We start from the raw sequence: 20073 nt of genomic DNA, 5'->3' as shown, positions 1-20073 counted from the left end.
CACCATGCGTACAAAGGGCCAAGATCTGCATCTGAGGGATGCACTGAGGGTGGTCAACAAGCGCCTGAAGATTGTGTTGATATTCTTTTCAGTCACTTTGTTGCTGGTGTTGGTCGGGACCTTCTTGGTTACCCCAAGGTACGAAGGGATGACCAAGGTCATGATCGAGAGGAGCCAATCGAGCGACCTGACCTCGCGGTCTCGAGCAGTATCGAGTGATCCGGAGTTTTATGAAACCCAGTTTCAGTTAATAAAAAGCTGGGCGGTCAGTCGGCGAGTTGTGGAGATGCTCTCCCAGAGGGAGAATTACGCCGAACTTTTTTCCGAGGGACAGGAAGGTTTTTCTCTGGTTCAATCGGGTTTGGACTGGGCCAAAGGGGGGTGGTCTGCAGTTCAATCTCTCTTCGGCGTCGATGATGGCGGCACAGAGGGGGAGTCTCTGATTCCCTCGGAGGGGCATTTGGCCGAAACGATCAGTCGGGGGATGAGGGTTCGACCCATCGCAGACAGCAGGATTCTTACCATCAGTTTTCTTTCTCCTAACCCGGAATTTGCTGCCCTTGTCGCAAATACCACCGCCAAGGCTTACATTGATGTCATTCTTAATATGAAAATGGAGGCATCCAAGAGCAGTCTGGATTGGATGACCAATAAAGCTGAGGCCGAGAAGAAAAAGCTGGATGAAGCGGAAAAGTCTTTGCAGGACTTTATGAAGGCAAATGATATCGTAACGGTTTCGAACCGAATTGCGGTTAATCCAGAGAAACTTTCAGAACTCAGTGTTCAACTCGTGCGAGCCGAGTCTAAACGTAAAGAGTTGGAAGCCTTGTATAGCAAGATCAAAAATGGCGCCGAAAATCCTCAGTTTGCATTGACCGTCGAAGCTATCGCCTCGGATGCCACCCTGCGGGTCCTGCGCTCCCAGGTTGTAGAATCTGAAAAAAGAATAATGGAACTTTCCAACAAGTACGGTCCCAGACATCCCGTTATGATCAAGTCTCACGGAGATCTGAAGGTTCTGGAAGAAAAGGTTAAAGAAGAAATCAGGCGGCACGTTCACTCCATAAAAAATGAATACGACTTTTCTTTGGCGAAAGAAACCGGTTTGAAGAAGCAGTTGAGAGAAGCCCGGTCTGAAACAATTGGTTTAAATGAAAAATATGTACAATATGGTGCGCTGAAAAGAGATGTCGAAACTAGTCGCAAGCTCTATGATGCCCTCATGCTTAAACTTAAAGAACAAGGCATTACCGAAGAGAATCGACCGGTTAATCTTTGGATCGTGGAGGAAGCCGGTATACCGACCCATCCGGTTAAGCCCAATAAAGTTCTCAATATGTTTATCGGGCTAATCCTTGGTCTTTTCGGCGGCGTCGGTCTGGCCTTTTTCCTTGATTATCTGGATAACAAAATAAAAGACCCCGAGGAAGCGGAAGCCGCCTTGGGAACGCTTGTGCTGGGTATGATCTCCCTTTGCCGTGGAAAAGACCGGGAAATCGAGGGTATCGAGCTGAAGGAACCGCTCTCCCCTGTTTCGGAGGGTTATAAGGCCCTTCGGACAGCTCTCATGCTTTCCTCGGACCATGATCCGCCACGGAAAATCCTCGTCACCAGTCCATCACCCGGAGAGGGGAAAACGTCTACAGCTGTTAACCTTGCTTTGGGCCTGGCTCAATCGGGAAAACGGGTCGTCTTGATCGATGGTGACCTTCGTAAGCCCCGTGTTCATAAGGTCTTCCAGATCAACCCGGAAATCGGGTTGAGTACTTATCTGGCCGGAGACAACAATGGCGGCATTTTGCAAAAGGGACTTATTTCGAACCTCTCTGTTTTGCCGTGCGGTCCGATTCCATCTAACCCTACGGATTTGCTTGCTTCTTCTCGAATGCAGGCTTTGCTTGAGAAGCTTGAGAGTTCCTTCGACATAATTATCTGTGATTCTTCACCTCTCTTGTCGGTGACCGATTCCAGAATTTTAAGCAAACTTTTCGATGGAACCCTGTTGGTGGTTCGCGGTGAACAGACGACTTACGACATGGCGCAGAGGGCCTTGAAGTCTCTAAAGACTGTGAGGGCCAACGTGCTCGGAATTGTAATTAATGCACTCGATTTCAAAAAAGGCGAAAATTATTATTACAACGATTATTACACTTCATTCGAGGATGAGGACGAAGTTGAGCCGGAAAAGGCGGCAACCTTGACACAGGTGTTTGCTGGAAATTCGGAAACTTTTTTAAAACAGCGCCATGAAGACAGCAGCTCATTTGAGGAGAAATTCCAGCCGAGAATCTAGCTTGAAACGGTAAGCTCTTGGGTTGCTTGTTTCATCCCATAGCGATTACCGCATTTCATACTCAATAATCCTTATCTCATTGAATTTGTGAGGCTGTCCTGAGTGCTTATTCTCATACAGGACAGCCTCATTGTTTTTAAATAAATCAAGTATATTTCAATTGTTGATTGGGCGACGTATTTGGACAGGTGGGGAATTTCTCCGTCAAGGGAAGTCGATTCAATGCAAAGTGTTTCAAACAAGTATCAGAATACAAAGATTCCCCCCTCTTACCGGATATCTCACCCCTTGGGCAACCTTCTGGTATTTCACTCTTTCGCTTAAGGAGGTCTTGCTTCTCCTCATTTCCAATTGGAAAGGAGGTTCCAGGGAGTTCTCGATAGGATGGCAAGGTGAATTTCGCCGGAATATACCCTGTTGCCAGACGCTGATTTTTCTGTTATTTGTGAACCCTGCTATCGGAAAAAGCGATGATTGAGGACTCTCTGGGGGGACGATGGATATCAAGAGGCTTGAGGTATTTTGCAAGGTCGTCGAACAGGAGAGTTTCACCAGGGCCGCAGATGCCGTTGGGCTCTCCCAGCCCACGGTCAGTGAAAATATACGCATCCTGGAGGAGGCTTTAGACGAGAAACTCCTCGACCGGCTCGGCCGCAAGGTGCTTCCCACCGGGGCAGGGAAGATTCTGTACCGCCATGCCAGGCGGATTATCAAAATGCGCGACGAGGCTTTTCAGGCCATTGAAGAATACAAGGGCAACCTCAGTGGCCACCTCTCTCTAGGCGCCAGCACTATTCCCGGGGCCTATATCCTGCCCAAAGTGATCGAAGCCTTCAAGGCTCGTCACGCCGCCATCCAGGTGACGGTCAAAATCGCCGGAACGGCCCGGATCGTTGAGGATCTGCTGCAGGGGAACCTTGAACTGGGGATCGTAGGGGCAAGGCCCAAAGATGCCACTCTGGAGTGCGAGGAGATTTTCTCCGACGAACTGGTCCTGACCGTTTATCCAGACCATCCATGGGCCGGCCGCCAGGCTGTTTCCCCAGAGGAACTGGAGGACCATCCCTTTATTGTCCGGGAGTCGGGGTCCGGGACCCGGACCGTCATGAACCAAACCCTCAAGGGGGTCGGATTCGATCCTGACAGGCTGAGTCTGGTGGCGGAGATGGGAAGCACCGAGGCGGTTCGACAGGGGATCAAGGCCCGCATCGGTGCCTCGATTATTTCCTTTCTGGCGGTCGCCGAGGACATTCATCAAGGCACTCTGGTCACCGTGCCCGTCGAGGGACTTCAGATGTCCCGTACCTTCCATCTCATCCAGCGCAGAAACCGGCGATTGTATCCTCTGGGGCTGGCCTTTCGGCATCATCTTCAGGGGGGGGCGTTTTAGAGGGTGCGAATGTTTCCACTTCAACGCAAAAAGGACAGCCTGCCGGCTGTCCTTTTTGCGTTGAACTCTTCCTTACCTATAGATTCAGACCCAGGCGCTTGATTTTCTCTACCAGGGTGGTGCGGTTGATGGTCAGTAGGGCAGCCGCCCGGGCCTTGACGCCGCCGGCCAAGTCCAAGGCTTCCTTGATCATGCTTCGTTCTATTCCCTCCATGATTCTGGCCATATCGATCCCTTCGGCAGAGACACGGGGGTGGATGATCTGCAGGGACTTCCCATCGGCAGTTTTGCCGATGGGCTGGGGAAGATCGTCTCGTTGGATGGTCTCCCCATCGGTCAGGGCGACAGTTCGCTCAATGACGTTTTCCACTTCGCGCACGTTTCCGGGCCAGTCGTAACCTTCGAGGGCCACCATGGCATCCCTGGAGAGGGACATAAGAGGCCGCGTCATCTCCTGGCAGCTTTTTTCCAAGAAATGACGGCACAGCAGGGCAATGTCCTCACGCCGGTCTCTCAACGGAGGGAGGGCGATAGGGATGACGTTGAGGCGGTAGTAGAGGTCTTCGCGAAAGTTTCCACTTTTCACCTCTTCCTCGAGATCGGCGTTGGTCGCGGAGATGACTCGTACGTTGAACTTGGTCTTTTTGCTCGAACCGACGCGTTCCACTTCCTGTTCCTGCAGTACGCGCAGCAGTTTCATCTGGAGGTGCATCGGCATGGTGCCGATCTCGTCCAGGAAGATAGTGCCGTTGTGGGCCAGTTCGAACTTTCCCGGTTTATCGGCAACGGCCCCGGTAAAGGCCCCCCGGGTGTGGCCGAAAAGTTCGCTTTCAAGCAGTGCGGCCGGGATGGCGCCGCAGTTGATTGCCACAAAGGGTTTGTCTTTGCGGTTGCTGTTGAAATGGATGGCCTTTGCTACAAGTTCTTTGCCCGTGCCGGATTCGCCGAGTATGAGAATGGTCGAATCGGTGTGAATGATTTTCTCCATGCGGGAGAATACCTGTTGCATCGCCAGGCTGTTGCCGATGATGTTGTCGAACTTGTATTTGCCCCTCAATTGTTGACGCAGGTAGAGGTTCTCCGCAACGAGGCGGCTCTTTTCGAAGGCCTTGGAGACGACGATTTTCAGCTTCTCGAAATTGAAGGGCTTGGTGACGTAGTCGAACGCCCCCTCCTTCATGGCCTCCACAGCACTCTCCGCCGAAGCGTTTCCTGTGATGACGATGACGTTTGTGTGGGGCGAATCCTCCTTGACCTTCTTGAGGATGTCGATGCCGCTGACTCCGGGCAGGAAAAGGTCGGTAATGACAACCTCGAAGTTCGTCTTTCGCAGAATCCCCAGGGCGTCCTCGCCGGAAGGGGCTGTTTGGACCTGATAACCAGCATTGGTCAGCAACAGCGAGAGGGCTTCGAGGTTGTGGACCTCGTCATCGATCAGGAGGATCTGGGACAGGGTTTTCATGAGGCGGCTCCCGAAAGGGGGTATGCGTCATCTCATTGACGGAAATTTACCTTAGCATGAGGCCATCGGCAGTGCAAGGGGGAATTTGACCCGCAGGACGGCGCTCGCCAAAGACTCCAAGTGGCTGAATTGACGTGGCTCATGACCCTGCTAAACTCAATCTATGTCGATATGGCGCCATCCTATCACTCTGCCCCTATTTTTGCTGGTCGCCCTGCTGTTTACGGCCCAGGTGTGCTTCGGGGTCGAGGAACTTTCCTCCCGGGACGTGGTACGCGTCGTTCCCGTGGCCGGTGTCATCAACCCTGTGGTTGCCGGGTTCGTGGGTGCGGAACTTGTACGGGCCAATGGGGATGGGTCCCGCGCTCTCCTTATCGAGTTGGATACTCCCGGCGGGCTCGACAGCGCCATGCGCTCCATCATCAAAGAGATCCTCGCTTCCGAGATCCCGGTGATCGTCTATGTCTATCCTTCCGGGGCTCGGGCCGCTTCGGCAGGGGCTTTGGTCACTCTCGCTGCTGATTTCGCCGTCATGGCTCCCGGGACCAATCTCGGTGCGGCCCACCCGGTGGCCATCGGTCCCGGGGCGGGCGGGGGGGACGATGTCATGATGGGGAAGGTCGTGGAGGATGCCGCCGCCTATGCACGCAGCATCGCACAGCAGCGCGGGCGCAATGTCGATTGGGCCGAAAAGATCGTGCGGGAGAGCGTCTCCACCCCCGCCGAGGAGGCCCTCGAGCTCAAAGTCATCGATCTTGTCGCCGAGGACGAACAGGCAATGCTCTTGGAACTCGACGGCCGGCGCTATTTGAGGGGAGGGCAGGAGCGCGTTCTCAAGACTGCCGGGGCGCTCCTGGTCCGGAGTGAAATGACCTGGCGGCAGGAAATCCTCAATACCATCAGCAACCCCAACGTCGCCTACCTGCTTCTGATGCTCGGCATTCTGGGGATCTTTTTCGAGATTTCCCAGCCCGGGGTGATTCTGCCGGGGGCGGTGGGGGCCATCGCCCTGCTCCTGGCTTTCTTCGCCTTTCAGACACTTCCGGTCAACTATGTCGGAGTGTTGCTGATCCTGCTGGCCTTCGTTCTTTTCATTCTGGAGATCACCGTTCCTTCTTTCGGCATGCTGACGGTGGGCGGAATCGTCTCCCTGACCCTGGGATCCCTGATGCTGGTGGAGACCTCCGAGCCCTACCTCCAGATCTCCCGAGTGGTGATCTTCGCCACCGTCGCGGTCTGCGGGAGCTTCTTTGCTCTGGTTCTGTATTTCGTAGTGCGCACCCAGAAGACCCGCTATGTGTCCGGGATCGAGGGGATGGTGGGAGAGCGCGGGGAGGCTGTCAGCGATGTCGGGATAAAGGGAAGGGTTTTTGTGCACGGCGAATACTGGGATGCCTATGCGGAGGTTCCCATCCGAAAAGGGGCGCCCATCGAAGTCGTCCGAGTGGAGAGGAATATGAAGCTGGAAGTCAGAGAATCGGCCATGGAGGGCGAATGGATGGAGGGCGGCGGAGAGAGGTTTTAAACCTGGAGATCGGGAAGTTGGATTCCTTTGTTAAGGAGACGTTGTCATGATACCTGTCGGTCTGGTCGGTTGGGTCGTGGCCCTGGCGCTAGTGGTCAGCATCATCGCCAGTGCTGTTCGAGTTCTGCTCGAGTACGAGCGCGGGGTTGTGTTTCGGCTGGGAAGGTTCTCCGGCGTGAAGGGCCCAGGTCTGCGTTTCATCATCCCGGTGGTCGACAAACTGGTCAAAATCAGCCTGCGCACCGTGGCCATGGATGTGCCGCCCCAGGATGTCATTACCAAGGATAACGTATCGGTGAAGGTGAACGCGGTTCTCTATTTCCGGGTCGTTCAGCCGGAAAAAGCGCTTATCGAGGTGGAGAATTACCTTTACGCCACCGGGCAACTGGCCCAGACCTCTCTGCGCTCGGTTCTCGGTCAGTCGGAACTCGACGACCTGCTGACCCAGCGGGACCGGATCAATCAGCACCTGCAGGAGATCCTTGACCGGCAGACCGACCCCTGGGGAGTCAAGGTCTCCAACGTGGAGATCAAGCATGTCGACCTGCCGGCCGAGATGCAGCGGGCAATGGCCAAACAGGCCGAGGCCGAACGGGAGCGGCGCTCCAAGGTCATTCATGCCGAGGGCGAGTTCCAGGCATCGCAGAAGCTATCCGAGGCCGCCCGTATCATTTCCAGCGAAGAGGGGGCCCTACAACTCCGCTTTCTCCAGACCCTGACCGAAGTTTCGGCCGAGCGCAACTCCACCATTATATTCCCCATTCCTCTGGACCTTATTCGTCCCTTCATGAAGAAAAGGGAGGGGGAACCTTAAGAGACCGTACAGGCCGAGAACCATGATCGGTCGGGAAAGGGGGCGGGCCCCCTTTCCCGGGATGTTCTCGTCTTCTGGCTTGACAAACGGTTAAGACTCTTGTGCTCACCGTTGCTAATCCTTCCGTGAAGCGGCTCTTTCCTTTGTGTCGTCTTTTCTGAGTATTTGAAAATTTATGAGAGTCTCCTTTTCGAAACTGGATGGCGTTATGGCTGCTGATGTCCTGTGTGTGATCGGCTTGACAGATGTGGTAAAGATTATGAAAAAGCAGTTGAAAGTGAGAGTCAAATTGAACCCTTATGAAATAAAACAATATTTTATATTGACATGAGATATCTTGTCTGGTTTGATATGCGTGATCGTGGGTGGGTCGCTAAGTGTTTAAAAAGGTTAAAAATTTTCAGTCAAACTAAAAAAACCAACCTGACGTTATCCGTTTTGTTTTTAAAAAGAATCGTAGTGTCGGCCAGCATGATGAGCCGAACGGAGGAGGTTTGATGGCTGTGAAAAAATTCAAGAAGATTATGGCGGCGAATCGCGGGGAGATCGCCATCCGCATCTTTCGGGCCTGTACCGAGCTTGGGATCAGCACCGTGGCGATCTACTCGGAGCAGGATCGGCTTTCACTGCATCGTTACAAGGCCGACGAGGCCTACCTGATCGGCAAGGGCAAGGGGCCCATCGATGCGTACCTGAGCATTGACGAGATCATCGATCTCGCGCGCAAGAAGGACGTGGACGCCATCCACCCCGGCTACGGTTTTCTGTCGGAAAACCCGGAATTCGCCGAGGCCTGCGAGCGGGCGGGCATTGCCTTTATCGGTCCCACCCCTGAAATCCAGCGCCGCCTGGGGGACAAGGTTTCCGGCCGCCAAGTTGCCAACGAAGCCGGTGTTCCGATCGTGCCCGGCACTGAAAAGCCGATCCAGAGCGAGGAGGATGCGCTGATCTTCGCCAAGGAGGCCGGCTACCCGGTCATCGTCAAGGCCAGCGCCGGCGGCGGCGGACGCGGCATGCGCGTCGCCCACAGCAAGAAGGAGCTGGTCGAAGGGCTCAAGTCGGCGGCCTCCGAGGCCCAGGCGGCCTTCGGCAACGCCGCGGTATTTCTCGAAAAGTACATCGAGAAGCCGAAGCACGTGGAGGTCCAGGTTCTGGGCGACAAGCACGGCAACCTGGTCCACTTCTACGAGCGCGACTGCTCCATCCAGCGCCGCCACCAGAAGGTTATCGAGATCGCGCCCTCGCTCTACCTGACCAAGAAGAAGCGGGACGAACTCTGCGCCTACGCCCTGAAGATCGCCAAGGCCGTCGATTACGTCAACGCCGGCACCATCGAGTTCCTGATGGACAAGGAGGGCAACTTCTACTTCATCGAGGTCAACCCGCGTATTCAGGTGGAGCACACCGTCACCGAACTGGTGACCATGCGCAACCTGGTGCAGGCCCAGATCCGCATCGCCGAGGGGCACAAGCTCTCCGACCCCGAGATCAACATCAAGGGGCAGAAGGACATCGAGCTGCGCGGCTACGCCATCCAGTCCCGGATCACCACCGAGGACCCGACCAACAACTTCGCTCCCGACTTCGGAACCATCAAGGCCTACCGCACCGCGGCCGGCTTCGGGGTGCGCCTCGACGCCGCAGCGGGCTACGCCGGGGCGCAGATCACCCCCCACTACGATTCGCTGCTGGTGAAGATATCCACCTGGGGCCTGACCTTCCCCGACGCCGCCCGCACCATGGACCGGGCTCTGCGAGAGTTCCGCATTCGCGGGGTGAAGACAAACATCGGCTTCCTCGAGCGGGTCATCACCCACCCGGTCTTCCTTGAGGGCAAGTGCGACACCTCGTACCTCGACGAGCATCCGGAGCTCTTCCAGCTGCCGGTGAAGAAAGACCGGGCCAACAAGATCCTCAACTTCATCGGCCACACCTCGGTCAATGGCTACCCGGGGATCGCCGAGGCGAAGCGGCTGCACTTCAAGGACCTGCGTGAGCCGGAGGTGCCGGAGATCCCCTACGGCCAGCCTCACCCCCGCGGTACCCGGGACATTCTGCGGGAGAAGGGCCCGGAAGGACTTGCCGAGTGGGCGCGCAACCACAAACAGCTGCTGATCACCGACACCACCATGCGCGACGCCCATCAGTCGCTGATGGCGACCCGCTTCCGCACCTTTGACCTCGACCGCATTGCCGAGGCGACGGCGCATCTCGGCGGCGGGCTCTTCTCCCTGGAGATGTGGGGGGGAGCGACCTACGATGTTTCCATGCGTTTCCTCTCCGAGGATCCCTGGGAGCGTCTCGACCGGTTGCGCGAGAAGGTGCCCAACATCCTCTTCCAAATGCTGCTGCGCGGCTCCAATGCCGTCGGCTACACCAACTACCCCGACAACGTGGTGCAGGAGTTCGTCGCCAAAGCGGCTGAATCGGGGATCGATATTTTCCGCGTCTTCGACTCTCTTAACTGGACGAAGGGGATGCAGGTGGCCATGGAGGCGGTACGCAAGTCCGGCACCGTGTGCGAGGCTTCCATGTGCTATACCGGCGACATCCTCGACCCCAAGCGGGACAAGTACCCCCTGGAGTACTATGTCAGCCTGGCGAAGGAGCTCGAGAAGATGGGCGCCCACATCCTCGCCATCAAAGACATGGCCGGCCTGCTCAAGCCCTTCGCCGCCGAAAAGCTTATCAAGGCCCTTAAACAGGAGATCGGGATTCCGGTCCACCTGCACACCCACGACACCTCCAGCAACGGGGGCGCCATGCTGATGATGGCCGCCCAGGCCGGATGCGACATCGTCGACGCGGCACTCTCCTCCGTCTCCGGCCTGACCGCCCAGCCCAATCTCAACGCCCTGCTCTCGGCCCTGGAAGGCTCGATCTGGGACCCCCAGCTCGACATGGCCGGCATGCAGAAACTGACAAACTACTGGGAGACGGTTCGCACCTACTACGCCCCCTTTGAGTCAGAGCTGCGCTCGGGGACGGCGCAGGTCTACTATCACGAGATTCCCGGTGGCCAGTACTCCAACTACAAGCCCCAGGTCGAGGGGCTCGGCCTCGGCCATCGCTGGGAGGAGTGCAAGGAAATGTACCGTAAGGTCAACGACATGTTCGGCGACCTGGTGAAGGTCACTCCCTCGTCGAAGATCGTCGGCGACATGGCCATGTTCATGGTGCAGAACAACCTGGAACCCGAGGACGTTTTCGAGCGCGGTCACGATTTGACCTTTCCGCAGGGGGTGGTCGACTTTTTCAAGGGGATGATCGGCCAGCCTTACGGGGGCTTCCCGGAGAAGCTGCAGAAGATCATCCTCAAGGACGAGAAGCCCCTGACCCATCGCCCCGGCGAGCTGCTCGAGCCCGTCTACCTCGACGCCAAGAAGGCGGAGCTGGAGAAAAAACTCGGCCACGTCGTTTCCGAACGGGACGTTCTCTCCGCTGTCCTCTACCCCGGGGTTTTCGAGGAGTTCGACCGTCACCGCCAGGAGTACAGCGACACATCTTTTCTCCCGACGCCGGTCTTCTTCTATGGCCTCGATGTTGGGGACGAGGTGAGCATCGACATCGAGGCGGGCAAGACCCTGATTATCAAGCTTAACGCCATTGGCCGCGTCCACGAGGATGGAACCCGTAACATCTATTTCGAACTCAACGGCGAGCCGCGCCAGGTGAAGGTCACGGATCTGTCGGTCGAGACCGAGGAGGTCAGCCATGTCAAGGCCGACCCTGATGATACAAAGCAGGTCGGGGCGCCGATGCCCGGCAAGATTTTCAAGATGCTCGTCAGCGTAGGCGACGAGGTCAAGGAGGGTGAAACCCTCCTCTCCACCGAGGCGATGAAGATGGAGACGAACGTCAAGGCCAAGAGGGACGGTGTTGTCAAAGAGATCTTTTTCAAGGAGAGCGATCAGGTGCAGCAGGACGACCTGCTGGTGACTCTCGATTGAATTTTGTCGATTGAAATAGGAGAGAGGCACAAGAGCCGGGTCCCCAGGGGCCCGGCTCTTGTGTGTTCAGGCGGCAAGGCCTCTTGGCCTGGAAAAGCGTGGATGGGGGTTCACGCGCTTTTCAGATGCGCGCGGACAGGGGCTGGGAGACGCCCCTCGTTCAGGTTGCACCTGGGGGGCGGCCGGCGAGAAGAACGGCGGGGACGGGCCGGGAAAGGGTTGCGGATGGGGCTTCCAGGTGGTCGAGGGTGGCGAAGGTGAGGCCGAGAAGGTCGGCGACCCCCCCCATGGTCAGGTTCATCCGTCGGTAATCGGCATTGAGGTGAAGAAGAAGCGGCACAGGGGAGTCTCCCTGCAGCAGCACCGCTTCCAGGCGGCGGCCGTCGTCCTGCAGGCGGGCCAGCCCCGCTTCGCCGCAACGGTGCAGGGCGGTTGTGTCCTCCACGCTTTGCATGAGGCGGCTCATGACGAGTAAGGCGGCCTTTTCGTGACCGAAGCCCAGTTGCTTACCCTGGTGGTATGCCGGCATGGCCACGTCGAACAGAGCTGGCAGGCCTGCGAGGCACTCGCCGCGGATGCCGGACGCCCCGAGTTCCCGCCGGGCTCTCTCGCCGTTGGTGCCCTCCGGGGCATGGAAGGCAAAGAACTCGCTGGCCACGGCGCGCACCGCGTGGCGCAGCTGCTCGGGAGAGTCGCCGGCGCACCGGGCCCGGGCGCTCAGCAGCAGCCCTCCGAGAAAAATGCCCCCCTTGTGGGTGTTGCCGCCAAAAGCGGCCAGCAGGCGTCGCTCCGCGTCCCTGCCGATGGCGACCAGCCTCGGAAGGGACTCCCCCGCACAGAGGGCGGAGGCCATTTCCCGAAAAAAGTCCCCCACCATCTTCACGGAGGCGAGCATCCTGAAGAAGGAGAGATCCCGGTGGGAGCCGCTGTCGAGCAGGTCGACCAGGCCGGGCTTGGGGGTGAGCCGGAGCTCCTTACGCAGCCCCTCGGTCAGGGCGGCGCACAGCTTTTCCAGGGCGAAACGGCGCGAGCAGGTCATCGATCCTCCTCTGCAGGGCAGGCTGGTCGTGGCTGCCGGTGCGGATGCACTCCTTGGCCGGCCGGGAGCAGGCCAGGCAGGTTCGCTGGGACAGCCCCAGAAGGGCGCGGTCGATGGGGCGGCCGAGGCGGTCGAAAACGTCGAGGTCGAGGAGCCGGGCGGCGGGGCGGCTTTCTTCCAGTGCCAGGCAGCGCACCTTGGCGAGGAGGGGGGCGGTTCCCAGCAGGAAGAGGGCGTAATGGCCGGCCGCATCCTCCCCCCCTTGAAACTCCACCAGGCCCGAGAAGGAGCGTTCGAGGCGGTCGCGTCCCCAGCAGAAGAGTTCCGCGCTTCCGGTAGGGGTTTTCCCCTGCCCCGGGATGTTCAGGGCGAGGGACAGGACCGCCGGTGTCCGGACCGTAAGGGCCCTGAGCAGGGCCCGGTGGCGGCTGTCCCGGGCTTCGAGAAGCTTATTCCTGAACGTGACGAACAACATCGATGATGGTCCCGTCCCGGTACTCGATGAGGGCGGCGATCTGCTCCGAAAACTCCAAGGGGCGGGGCCGCCCGGTGACCTGGAGGATCTCCCGCTGCAACGCGCGGATGTCCTTGACCGGCATCTTTCGTTTTTTCAGCTCCCTTTTCAGGTCAGGGTGACGTTCGCTGACGGCGATGCCCCGTTCGGTGACCACCACGTCCACTGTCTCGCCGGGGGTGGTGACCGTGGTCACCGCGTCGCGGACGATAGGGAGGCGGCCGCGGATGGAGGGGGCGACGATGATGGCCAGGCTGGCCCCGGCCGCGGTGTCCGAGTGCCCCCCGGTGTTGTGCAAAAGGTAGCCGTTGGACTCTGTGTTGACGTTGACGTTGAAGTCCACGTCGATCTCCGTGGCCCCGAGGATGACGCAGTCGAGGCGGTTGACCACCGCCCCGGCGTTGAAGGGGTTGGCGTACATGTCGGCGCTGATCTCCAGGTGGCCCGCGTTTCGGCCGATGGAGGCGACGGCCTGAAGGTCGAAGCACTGCACGTCGAACAGGGCCTGGAACAGACCCTCCTCGAGCATCTCCACGAAGTAGCCGGTGATGCCTCCGCAGCCGAAGCTTCCCATGATTCCCTGCTCGCGCATCCTCCTTCGGACCTGATCGGCCACGGCGAGGGAGGTGCCGCCGCTGCCGGTCTGGAATGAAAAACCGTCCCTGAGCAGGCCGGCGGCCTCGATCACCTCTGCGGCGTAACGGGCGATCTGCAGCCCGACGGGGTCGGTTGTGATGCGGGTTGTCGTCGAGACGATCTTTGCCGGGTCGCCGAGGGTGTCCACCTCCACCACGTAGTCGATCAAAGTCTGGTCGATGGCGATGGGGGTGGCGGGGTAGGGGACGAGGTTGTCGGTGACGGCCACAACTTGGCGGGCATGCAGGGCGTCGGTGTGGGCGTAGCCGAGGCTGCCGCAGGCGCTCGGGCCCCGGTGCCCGTTCATGTTGCCGTAGGCGTCGCAGCAGGGCGCCGCGATGAAGGCGGCGTCCACCGTCACCTCCCCGGTGATGAGGGCGCGGGCGCGGCCGCCGTGGGTGCGCACCACGATGGGGCAGGACAGTTCCCCCCGCGAGGCCATCTCGCCGATGGGTCCGTTGACCCCGCACTCGAACCGGGTGATCGTCCCCTTCTCGATGAAGGGAACCAGTTCGGCGTGGACCGGGTGAATCGAGCTGGAGGCGATCCCGATATCGCGGATGCCTAGAACGTCGATTTCCCGCACCAGGGCGGCCAGGAGGGCATCGCCGTTGCGCAGGTGGTGGTGGGTGGCCACGGTCATTCCGTCCTTCAGGCCGACCGCGGCGATGGCCTCGCGAAGCCCGCCGGCGAGCAACTTGTCCGCACCGGGATTGACCCGGCGCAGGGGGCGGGTTGCCCGCGGGCCGTCGGGCTGTCTGGAAAAGGGTCCATCGTAGGGGAGGATGTTCTTTCCGTGGTAGGACCCGGGAAGTTCCCGGCCCAGGCTATTCCTTGCCATAGACCACCTCTTCGTCGAGTTCGATGTCGGTCAGGCCGTGAGCGCGGGCGGTCTTGAGGACCCGCACGGCCCGTTTGACCACTGGGGCGTCGACCATTTTCCCCTCCAATGAGATGACCCCGGTGCCCATCTGGCGGGCCTTGCCGATGGCCTCGACAACCTGCAGGGCGTAGTCGATCTCCTTCTGTTTTGGCGCGAAAACCTCGTGGACAGCCTCGATCTGGCGGGGATTGACGAGGGACTTGCCGGTGAAACCGAGTTTTTTGATCAGTTCGGTTTCGACCCGCAATCCTTCCATGTCGGCGGTGTCGGCGAAGATGGTGTCGATGGCCTGGATGCCGGCGGCCTTGGCGGCCCAGACGATGCGGGTGCGGGCATGGAAGAGTTCTTCTCCCCCCCTGGTGCGCTCGATCTCCAGGCTGGCGGTGTAGTCCTCGGCCCCGAAGGCCAGGCCGATGAGACGCGCGGTGCTTCGGGCGATCTGGACGCAGTTCAGGACCCCCGCGGCACTTTCGATGGAGGGCAGAATCGTGAAGCGGCCCACCTCCAGTTCCAGTTCCTCCTCGTACTCGGTAAGCAGGGTGTCCAGGGTCTCGACGATCTCGGGGGTGTCCGCCTTGGGCAGGCGGATGCCGTCAGGCAGGGCCGGCAGGACTTCTTTCAGGTCGGCGTAGCCGCGGGGAGAATCGAGGGGGTTGATCCGCACCAGGACCTCCTTGTCCCGCTCCCGGTAGTCCCGGAGGAAGTTCCGGACCAGGCCCCGGGCCGCATCCTTCTCGCTCAGGGGGACCGCGTCCTCCAGGTCGATCATGACCGCATCACAGCCGAAGATGGGAATGTTCTGCAGCATCGAAGGCATGTTTCCCGGGACGTAGAGCAGGCTGCGGCGCAGCTGGAATCCGGCCATCGCTATCGCTCCTCGATAAAGAGGGTCGGCACGCCGCCCCGTTCAGAGGTGTGGCGCTCAACCCCCTCGACCAAGACCTCGGTGATGAGAATCTCGCAGGACGCGAAGACCTCCGCGTCGAAGAGGTGGCCGCCGCAGACCTCTCCGGAGGATTTGCTCACCAGGATGTGAAGGTGGTGGTCATTGCGGCCGTTTTCATCGGGGAAGAGATTTCCCTCCAGGCCGAGGAGTTCCAGCGGTCCGGCCAGCTCGTGCAGTTGCATGCGCGGAGGGGTGATGGGGCGCTTGGCCCCCGCCTTGATCCCCCGGAAAAGCACCTTCTGCACCGACCCCACGGCGGAGACGATGACCGCGTTCTGGACCCGGGCGGCCTCGCCGAAGGCGGCGAGCTTTGAGGTGATCGACTGGCCCGGTTCGATCTTGAGGACGAAGCGCCGGCCCTGGACCCACTCCTTGAACCAATAGCCTTCCATCTAAACCTCCTTGTCCCTGCGGAGGGCCGTCTCCAGGCGCGCCTCGATGGCGTAGTCGAGTGCGCCCCGGTCGGATATCCGGACCCTCCCGCTCTCGACCCCGTAGCGGGCCAGCACCGTCTCGATCCGCTCCCGGATGAGGTGCTCGAACTGCCTCTTGACCGTCGATTCGACCAGGATCTCCAGCCCCTCGGCCGGCTCGAGAAAGACCATCAGGTCGCTCGACTGGAGGGTCCCGGCCTGTACCCTGCTGCGGATTTCCATCAGTGCCTCCTCTCCTGACCGCTGAGCCGTCTTCGGACGGCACGACCTGCCTCGGACATGATGAAATCGAAAGTGGGTGCGGGAACCATCCGGCGCACCGATTCGAAGGCCTCGCGGCGGATGGCTCTGCGCACCTGCGAGGCGCTTATCGGCTCGCCGTTCAGCATCTTGCGTTTCATTACCACTGCCTCTACACCGTAGGGGGGAAGAATGTCCTGCATCGTCTCGTTGTACAGCCGGGTGGTCCGGCAATGGGGCTCGGCGGCTACGAAACGCCTGGCGATGGAGAAAAAGGGCGCGATGTGCCTGCCGAACAGAGTCAGGTCGATCTCCATCTGAAGCCTGGCGGCGCTTTCTTCCGCTTTGAGGAAGTATGCGGGAAAGGTCACCGCGCTCACCGCGTAGTGGGAGCTGTCCAGTACGATCACATTTTTCAGATCCTGCGTCCCCTCGCGGACCAGGCGCAGGCGGTCGGCGAAGGGGAAGGCGGAGCGCTCCTCGCGAACCACGAAGAGGTACAGCGTGTCCACCCGGCAGGCCGCCTCCTCGACGAGGTAGCGGTGCCCAAGGGTAAAAGGGTTGCAGTTGGCGACGACCGCGCCGTTTGTGCCGGGGCGCACCCGGTCTCGGTGCCGGCCCAGGTAGGTGGCGATGCCCTCGCCGTACTCCAGGAGGACCGCCGCGGGGCGGGTTGCGAGGGGGGCGAAGTTGAGGGCCCTGAAGGAGGCTGCATTCTCCGGCCGGGTGAATACGAAAAAGGTTTCTATGCCGGCCCGGCTGCCGCTGCGGATCAGTTCGGTGACCAGTTCGCCGAGCAGGGATCCGTGTTGCAGGTCGGGCCGGATGACCAGCATTTTCAGGATGTTGCCCCGGCGGGCACCGACCCCGGCGAGGCGACCTTCCTCGAAGGCCCCGACCAGGTCGTCCACTTCGGGTTCGAAGGAAAGGCCGTTGTTTTCGACGAGGAGCCGGGCCTGATCGACCTCTTTTCGAGTGACCAGTTGCGTGACCATGTCTTGAGCCTACCACATGGGATGCAGAGGCCAACATGCCTGTGAAAAAAGTGGTCGTATACGCAGGGAAAGCGGTTTCCCGCAAGGATATCCGGTTCCGGGGGTAGTGATGGAAAGGGCGGGGGAAGGCTAGGCTTTGTGCAGCAGGAGGGTGCTGAACTCCTCCAGCATCCGGTTCTGGGAAATCCGGCAACCGAGACGTTCGTACTTTTGGCGCACCGGAAAGTTGTATTCCCAGAGCATCCCGGAGAGGAGCAGAGGGGCGGCCGGGCGGGCGAACGCAACCAGGTTTTCGGCCACNATCCCTCGCCGACATCGTCGAGGGTGCCGCACATGTGTTCGACCCTTTCCTCGACGCCGTTGATTTTGCAGTTTTCCCGGCAGGCCTCCACGGCGGACGCTTCGATATCTATGCAGAGGGCGCTTTTTGCGCCGAGCTTGAGGGCGGCGATGGTCAGGATGCCGGTGCCGCTTCCCAGGTCGAGAACCCTTGCACCCTGGACCTCCGGCATGGTCTCGAGGATCTCAAGGCAACTGGCGGTCGTTTCGTGTTCTCCGGAACCGAAGGCCCCGGCGGCCATGACGAGGTCGAGGCGGCTGTCGCGGGAGGGCCCCCCCTCGGGAGGGGTGATGCGAAAACGATGGCCAACGGTAAAGGGTTGAAAGGTTCTTCCCATGGGACGTATCCTTGGTCGGGTAAGTAGGTGTGTATGTGTGCGCTCGTTGGGTTTGTGGCCGGCCTCGTCTGAGTGCTTAAAAAATTAGCTAAAAACAGCCATTTAGGCATAAGCTTCTCGCCTGAAACATGAGGTCGGAGGGGGGCGAGAAACATTGTACTAGGTGACGCAGACGAAGTCTTTCCCTTCCTTCAGGCCCAGGCCTTCAGCCCGTTCGCGGACCTGCTGCCGGGCCCCCCTGGCGCCGATGGTGACGAGGACCTTTCCGGATCCAGGGCGCAGAGCATCGGGGGTCACAACTGCGGCACCGTGAATGGTCTGGCCGATTTTGCGCGGGTCGATCTCCACCCATCGGTCGACCTTGATCCCTTCGGCCTGCAGGGCCTTGCGCCAGGCCTTTCCCTCGATTCCAGCCCCCCAGAGAGTGACCTCTGCCTCTCCCCGCAGATAGTATTTTTTGAGGTGATGCACCTTGCAGTCGCGGAAGGCCTGCGGTGAACAGTGGGGTGCGGTGCGGGTCAGGCGCTCGGGCCGGTCGCGCCAGTAGAGGAGGGTCTGCGGCAGGCGGCCGAAGCGGGCCCCGTGGCGGGCCATGCGCAGCCACAGGTCGTAGTCCTCGGGCCAGCCGAGATCGCGGTAGCCGCCGGTTGCGAGGACCGCCTTCCGGCGGAAGAGGACGCTCGGGTGGGCGAAGGGGGATTCCACGTAAAGGTCGCGGGCGATCTCTCCGTGGCAGAGGAGCCCGTTCAGCCATCGCTCGTAATATTGCATCCCCTCCTGAAGGGTCGGACGGGGAAAGTGGCGCACTCCGCAGGCGAGCAGGTCGAGGGCCGGGTTCTTCCGAAGGGCCTTTTCCTGGAGGGCGAGGCGCTGGGGGTGGCAGACGTCGTCGCCGTCCATGCGCGCGACAAGGGGGGCCCGGCAGGCTTCGAGGCCGGCGTTGAGGGCGGCGACAAGCCCCTCGGGGGGACGGGAGAGGACCCGTACCCGGCGGTCACGTCGGGCGGTCTCGGCGAGGATGGCGGAGGTGGCGTCGGTGGAGCCGTCATCGACGGCGACCAGTTCCCAGTCTGTCAGGGTCTGGCGCTGCAGGGAGGCCAGGGCCGCCGGAAGGAAGCGCGACTCGTTGCGCACCGGCAGAAGGACCGAGACCGCGGGGAGCATCACAGCCCCGCGGTGCGCAGGATGAAGAGGGCCAGCGTGTAGCTGAAGGCGGACAGGGCGGTGGACATCATGACGATGGAGCCGGCCAGTTCTGCATCGCCCTTCATTTCATGGGCCATGATGTAGGTCGCGGTGGCGGCCGGGGTTCCGGCGAAGAGGACGCCGATGGCCAAATCCATGCCGCCGACTCCGAAGAGCCTCAGCAGCAGCGCGGCGATGAGGGGCAGCCAGACGATCTTGATGCCGGTTGCGAAACCGGCCCGAACCAGGTCGCCCCGAAGTTTTTCCAGGGAGAAAGAGCCGCCGATGGCGATGAGGGCCAGGGGCAGGGTCATGCCCGTGGCGATATTCAGGCTGCGTTCGAGGATCACCGGCATCGGCAGAGCCAGAAAACTCCATGCGATGCCCGCAAAAGAGGCGAGGATGAGGGGGTTGAGGGCGATCTGGCGGACCCAGAAGCCGGCCCCCCGGGATTCGCCCGTATGGCGCTGGGGCAGCATCAGGGCGAGGATGGCGAAAAAGTTGAGCACCGGCACCAGGAAACCCATGAGGATGCCTGCGCGGGTGAAGCCCTCTTCGCCGTATGCGTTGAAAACGATGGCCAGGCCCACATAGGCCAGGTTTCCGCGGAACGCTCCCTGGCTGAAGGCGCCCCTGGCTCCGGGAGGGTAACGGCGCAGCGCAGCCCAGCCGTACGAGAGCAGAAAGCCGGCGGCGATGGCGGTGGCGCTCGCGGCGACCAGGGCTGCGTTGAAGTTGGCGAAGAAGTCGGCGCTGCCGATTTTGTAGAAGAGCAGCAGGGGTAGGCAGACGTAGTAGACCAGGCGGTTCGTCTGGAAAAGGAAGGTGGCGTCGATCAACCCCAGCTTGCGCAGCAGAGTGCCGAGACCGATGACCAGGAACACCGGCAGGACGATGATGAGGATGTCGAGGAATAGGGCCATGGCAGCTGTCTTTGAAGGGCTATGGGGCGGAGCATAACCTGAGCCCGCGGCGGCTGTCCAATGGAATCTTCCCTTGGCGCTTCCCATTTATTTCCGAAATTGATAAAGTTATTAAAAACTTAAGGCCAATCCGGCCGGGGAGGGCGGGGCGACGGACAAGGAAGCTG

The 20073-nt window shown here is 60.1% G+C and carries 16 protein-coding genes; 5 read left to right on the top strand and 11 right to left on the bottom strand.

Going from position 1 to position 20073, the window contains the following annotated elements; translation table 11 throughout:
• Positions 1–4: 4 nt before the first annotated feature.
• Both C0617_RS02680 and C0617_RS02675 read left to right on the top strand, forming a co-directional pair.
• Positions 5–2293: a polysaccharide biosynthesis tyrosine autokinase gene (locus tag C0617_RS02680; protein ID WP_291315476.1), complete on the top strand. Its 2289-nt coding sequence runs from the start codon at positions 5–7 to the stop codon at positions 2291–2293.
• A gap of 496 nt (positions 2294–2789) precedes the next feature.
• The gene (locus tag C0617_RS02675) at positions 2790–3683 is read left to right on the top strand and encodes a selenium metabolism-associated LysR family transcriptional regulator (RefSeq protein ID WP_291315475.1); all 894 of its coding nucleotides are present in this window, start codon (positions 2790–2792) and stop codon (positions 3681–3683) included.
• 76 nt (positions 3684–3759) lie between these two features.
• Here C0617_RS02675 and C0617_RS02670 read toward each other — a convergent pair whose 3' ends face one another.
• Positions 3760–5145, bottom strand: a complete 1386-nt coding sequence (locus C0617_RS02670; RefSeq protein ID WP_291315474.1) for a sigma-54 dependent transcriptional regulator — start codon at positions 5143–5145, stop codon at positions 3760–3762.
• 163 nt (positions 5146–5308) lie between these two features.
• Here C0617_RS02670 and C0617_RS02665 point away from each other — a divergent pair, with 163 nt between their 5' ends.
• From C0617_RS02665 to C0617_RS02655, 3 genes are all read left to right on the top strand, one after another.
• Positions 5309–6670: a nodulation protein NfeD gene (locus C0617_RS02665; protein WP_291315473.1), complete on the top strand. Its 1362-nt coding sequence runs from the start codon at positions 5309–5311 to the stop codon at positions 6668–6670.
• 46 nt (positions 6671–6716) lie between these two features.
• Positions 6717–7484, top strand: coding sequence for a slipin family protein (locus C0617_RS02660; protein WP_291315472.1), 768 nt, complete (start codon positions 6717–6719; stop codon positions 7482–7484).
• Between the two features lie 497 nt (positions 7485–7981).
• A complete protein-coding gene (locus C0617_RS02655) occupies positions 7982–11434 on the top strand; it encodes a pyruvate carboxylase (RefSeq protein ID WP_291315471.1) in 3453 nt (1150 codons plus the stop codon).
• Positions 11435–11594: 160 nt separating this feature from the next.
• Here C0617_RS02655 and C0617_RS02650 read toward each other — a convergent pair whose 3' ends face one another.
• From C0617_RS02650 to C0617_RS02605, 10 genes are all read right to left on the bottom strand, one after another.
• The gene (locus C0617_RS02650; RefSeq protein ID WP_291315470.1) at positions 11595–12473 is read right to left on the bottom strand and encodes a triphosphoribosyl-dephospho-CoA synthase; all 879 of its coding nucleotides are present in this window, start codon (positions 12471–12473) and stop codon (positions 11595–11597) included.
• Positions 12409–12948, bottom strand: a complete 540-nt coding sequence (locus C0617_RS02645) for a citrate lyase holo-[acyl-carrier protein] synthase (protein WP_291315469.1) — start codon at positions 12946–12948, stop codon at positions 12409–12411. Before C0617_RS02645 ends, C0617_RS02650 begins: the two co-directional genes overlap by 65 nt.
• Positions 12923–14464 carry a citrate lyase subunit alpha gene (citF, locus tag C0617_RS02640; protein ID WP_291315468.1) on the bottom strand — a complete coding sequence of 514 codons (1542 nt, stop codon included), beginning with the start codon at positions 14462–14464 and terminating at the stop codon, positions 12923–12925. The genes C0617_RS02645 and citF overlap by 26 nt, the downstream gene beginning before the upstream one ends.
• A complete protein-coding gene (locus C0617_RS02635) occupies positions 14451–15371 on the bottom strand; it encodes an aldolase/citrate lyase family protein (protein ID WP_291315467.1) in 921 nt (306 codons plus the stop codon). Before C0617_RS02635 ends, citF begins: the two co-directional genes overlap by 14 nt.
• 2 nt (positions 15372–15373) lie before the next feature.
• Positions 15374–15844 carry a PPC domain-containing DNA-binding protein gene (locus C0617_RS02630; protein ID WP_291315466.1) on the bottom strand — a complete coding sequence of 157 codons (471 nt, stop codon included), beginning with the start codon at positions 15842–15844 and terminating at the stop codon, positions 15374–15376.
• Complete coding sequence (gene citD, locus C0617_RS02625) at positions 15845–16108, bottom strand: citrate lyase acyl carrier protein (RefSeq protein WP_291315465.1); 264 nt, start codon at positions 16106–16108, stop codon at positions 15845–15847. It abuts the gene before it with no gap.
• The gene (gene citC, locus C0617_RS02620) at positions 16108–17121 is read right to left on the bottom strand and encodes a [citrate (pro-3S)-lyase] ligase (protein ID WP_291315464.1); all 1014 of its coding nucleotides are present in this window, start codon (positions 17119–17121) and stop codon (positions 16108–16110) included. The genes citD and citC overlap by 1 nt, the downstream gene beginning before the upstream one ends.
• 301 nt (positions 17122–17422) lie before the next feature.
• Positions 17423–17798 (bottom strand): 50S ribosomal protein L11 methyltransferase (locus C0617_RS02615; RefSeq protein ID WP_291315463.1); only part of this gene is annotated, 376 nt, incomplete at its 3' end.
• Between the two features lie 159 nt (positions 17799–17957).
• Entirely contained in the window at positions 17958–18962 is a 1005-nt protein-coding gene (locus C0617_RS02610; RefSeq protein ID WP_291315462.1) for a glycosyltransferase, read from the bottom strand.
• Positions 18962–19906 carry an AEC family transporter gene (locus tag C0617_RS02605; RefSeq protein ID WP_291315461.1) on the bottom strand — a complete coding sequence of 315 codons (945 nt, stop codon included), beginning with the start codon at positions 19904–19906 and terminating at the stop codon, positions 18962–18964. The genes C0617_RS02610 and C0617_RS02605 overlap by 1 nt, the downstream gene beginning before the upstream one ends.
• Positions 19907–20073 lie beyond the last annotated feature (167 nt).

The organism is Desulfuromonas sp. (assembly GCF_002868845.1).
Classification (GTDB): Bacteria; Desulfobacterota; Desulfuromonadia; order Desulfuromonadales; family BM501; genus BM501.
This window is presented reverse-complemented; position numbering and strand designations above follow the sequence as displayed.

Bases quoted from the DNA above. Each gene is read 5' to 3' on its own strand.
- C0617_RS02680 (WP_291315476.1), top strand. From the start codon at position 5: ATGCGTACAAAGGGCCAAGATCTGCATCTGAGGGATGCACTGAGGGTG.
- C0617_RS02675 (WP_291315475.1), top strand. From the start codon at position 2,790: ATGGATATCAAGAGGCTTGAGGTATTTTGCAAGGTCGTCGAACAGGAG.
- C0617_RS02670 (WP_291315474.1), bottom strand. From the start codon at position 5,145: ATGAAAACCCTGTCCCAGATCCTCCTGATCGATGACGAGGTCCACAAC.
- C0617_RS02665 (WP_291315473.1), top strand. From the start codon at position 5,309: ATGTCGATATGGCGCCATCCTATCACTCTGCCCCTATTTTTGCTGGTC.
- C0617_RS02660 (WP_291315472.1), top strand. From the start codon at position 6,717: ATGATACCTGTCGGTCTGGTCGGTTGGGTCGTGGCCCTGGCGCTAGTG.
- C0617_RS02655 (WP_291315471.1), top strand. From the start codon at position 7,982: ATGGCTGTGAAAAAATTCAAGAAGATTATGGCGGCGAATCGCGGGGAG.
- C0617_RS02650 (WP_291315470.1), bottom strand. From the start codon at position 12,473: ATGACCTGCTCGCGCCGTTTCGCCCTGGAAAAGCTGTGCGCCGCCCTG.
- C0617_RS02645 (WP_291315469.1), bottom strand. From the start codon at position 12,948: ATGTTGTTCGTCACGTTCAGGAATAAGCTTCTCGAAGCCCGGGACAGC.
- citF (WP_291315468.1), bottom strand. From the start codon at position 14,464: ATGGCAAGGAATAGCCTGGGCCGGGAACTTCCCGGGTCCTACCACGGA.
- C0617_RS02635 (WP_291315467.1), bottom strand. From the start codon at position 15,371: ATGGCCGGATTCCAGCTGCGCCGCAGCCTGCTCTACGTCCCGGGAAAC.
- C0617_RS02630 (WP_291315466.1), bottom strand. From the start codon at position 15,844: ATGGAAGGCTATTGGTTCAAGGAGTGGGTCCAGGGCCGGCGCTTCGTC.
- citD (WP_291315465.1), bottom strand. From the start codon at position 16,108: ATGGAAATCCGCAGCAGGGTACAGGCCGGGACCCTCCAGTCGAGCGAC.
- citC (WP_291315464.1), bottom strand. From the start codon at position 17,121: ATGGTCACGCAACTGGTCACTCGAAAAGAGGTCGATCAGGCCCGGCTC.
- C0617_RS02610 (WP_291315462.1), bottom strand. From the start codon at position 18,962: ATGCTCCCCGCGGTCTCGGTCCTTCTGCCGGTGCGCAACGAGTCGCGC.
- C0617_RS02605 (WP_291315461.1), bottom strand. From the start codon at position 19,906: ATGGCCCTATTCCTCGACATCCTCATCATCGTCCTGCCGGTGTTCCTG.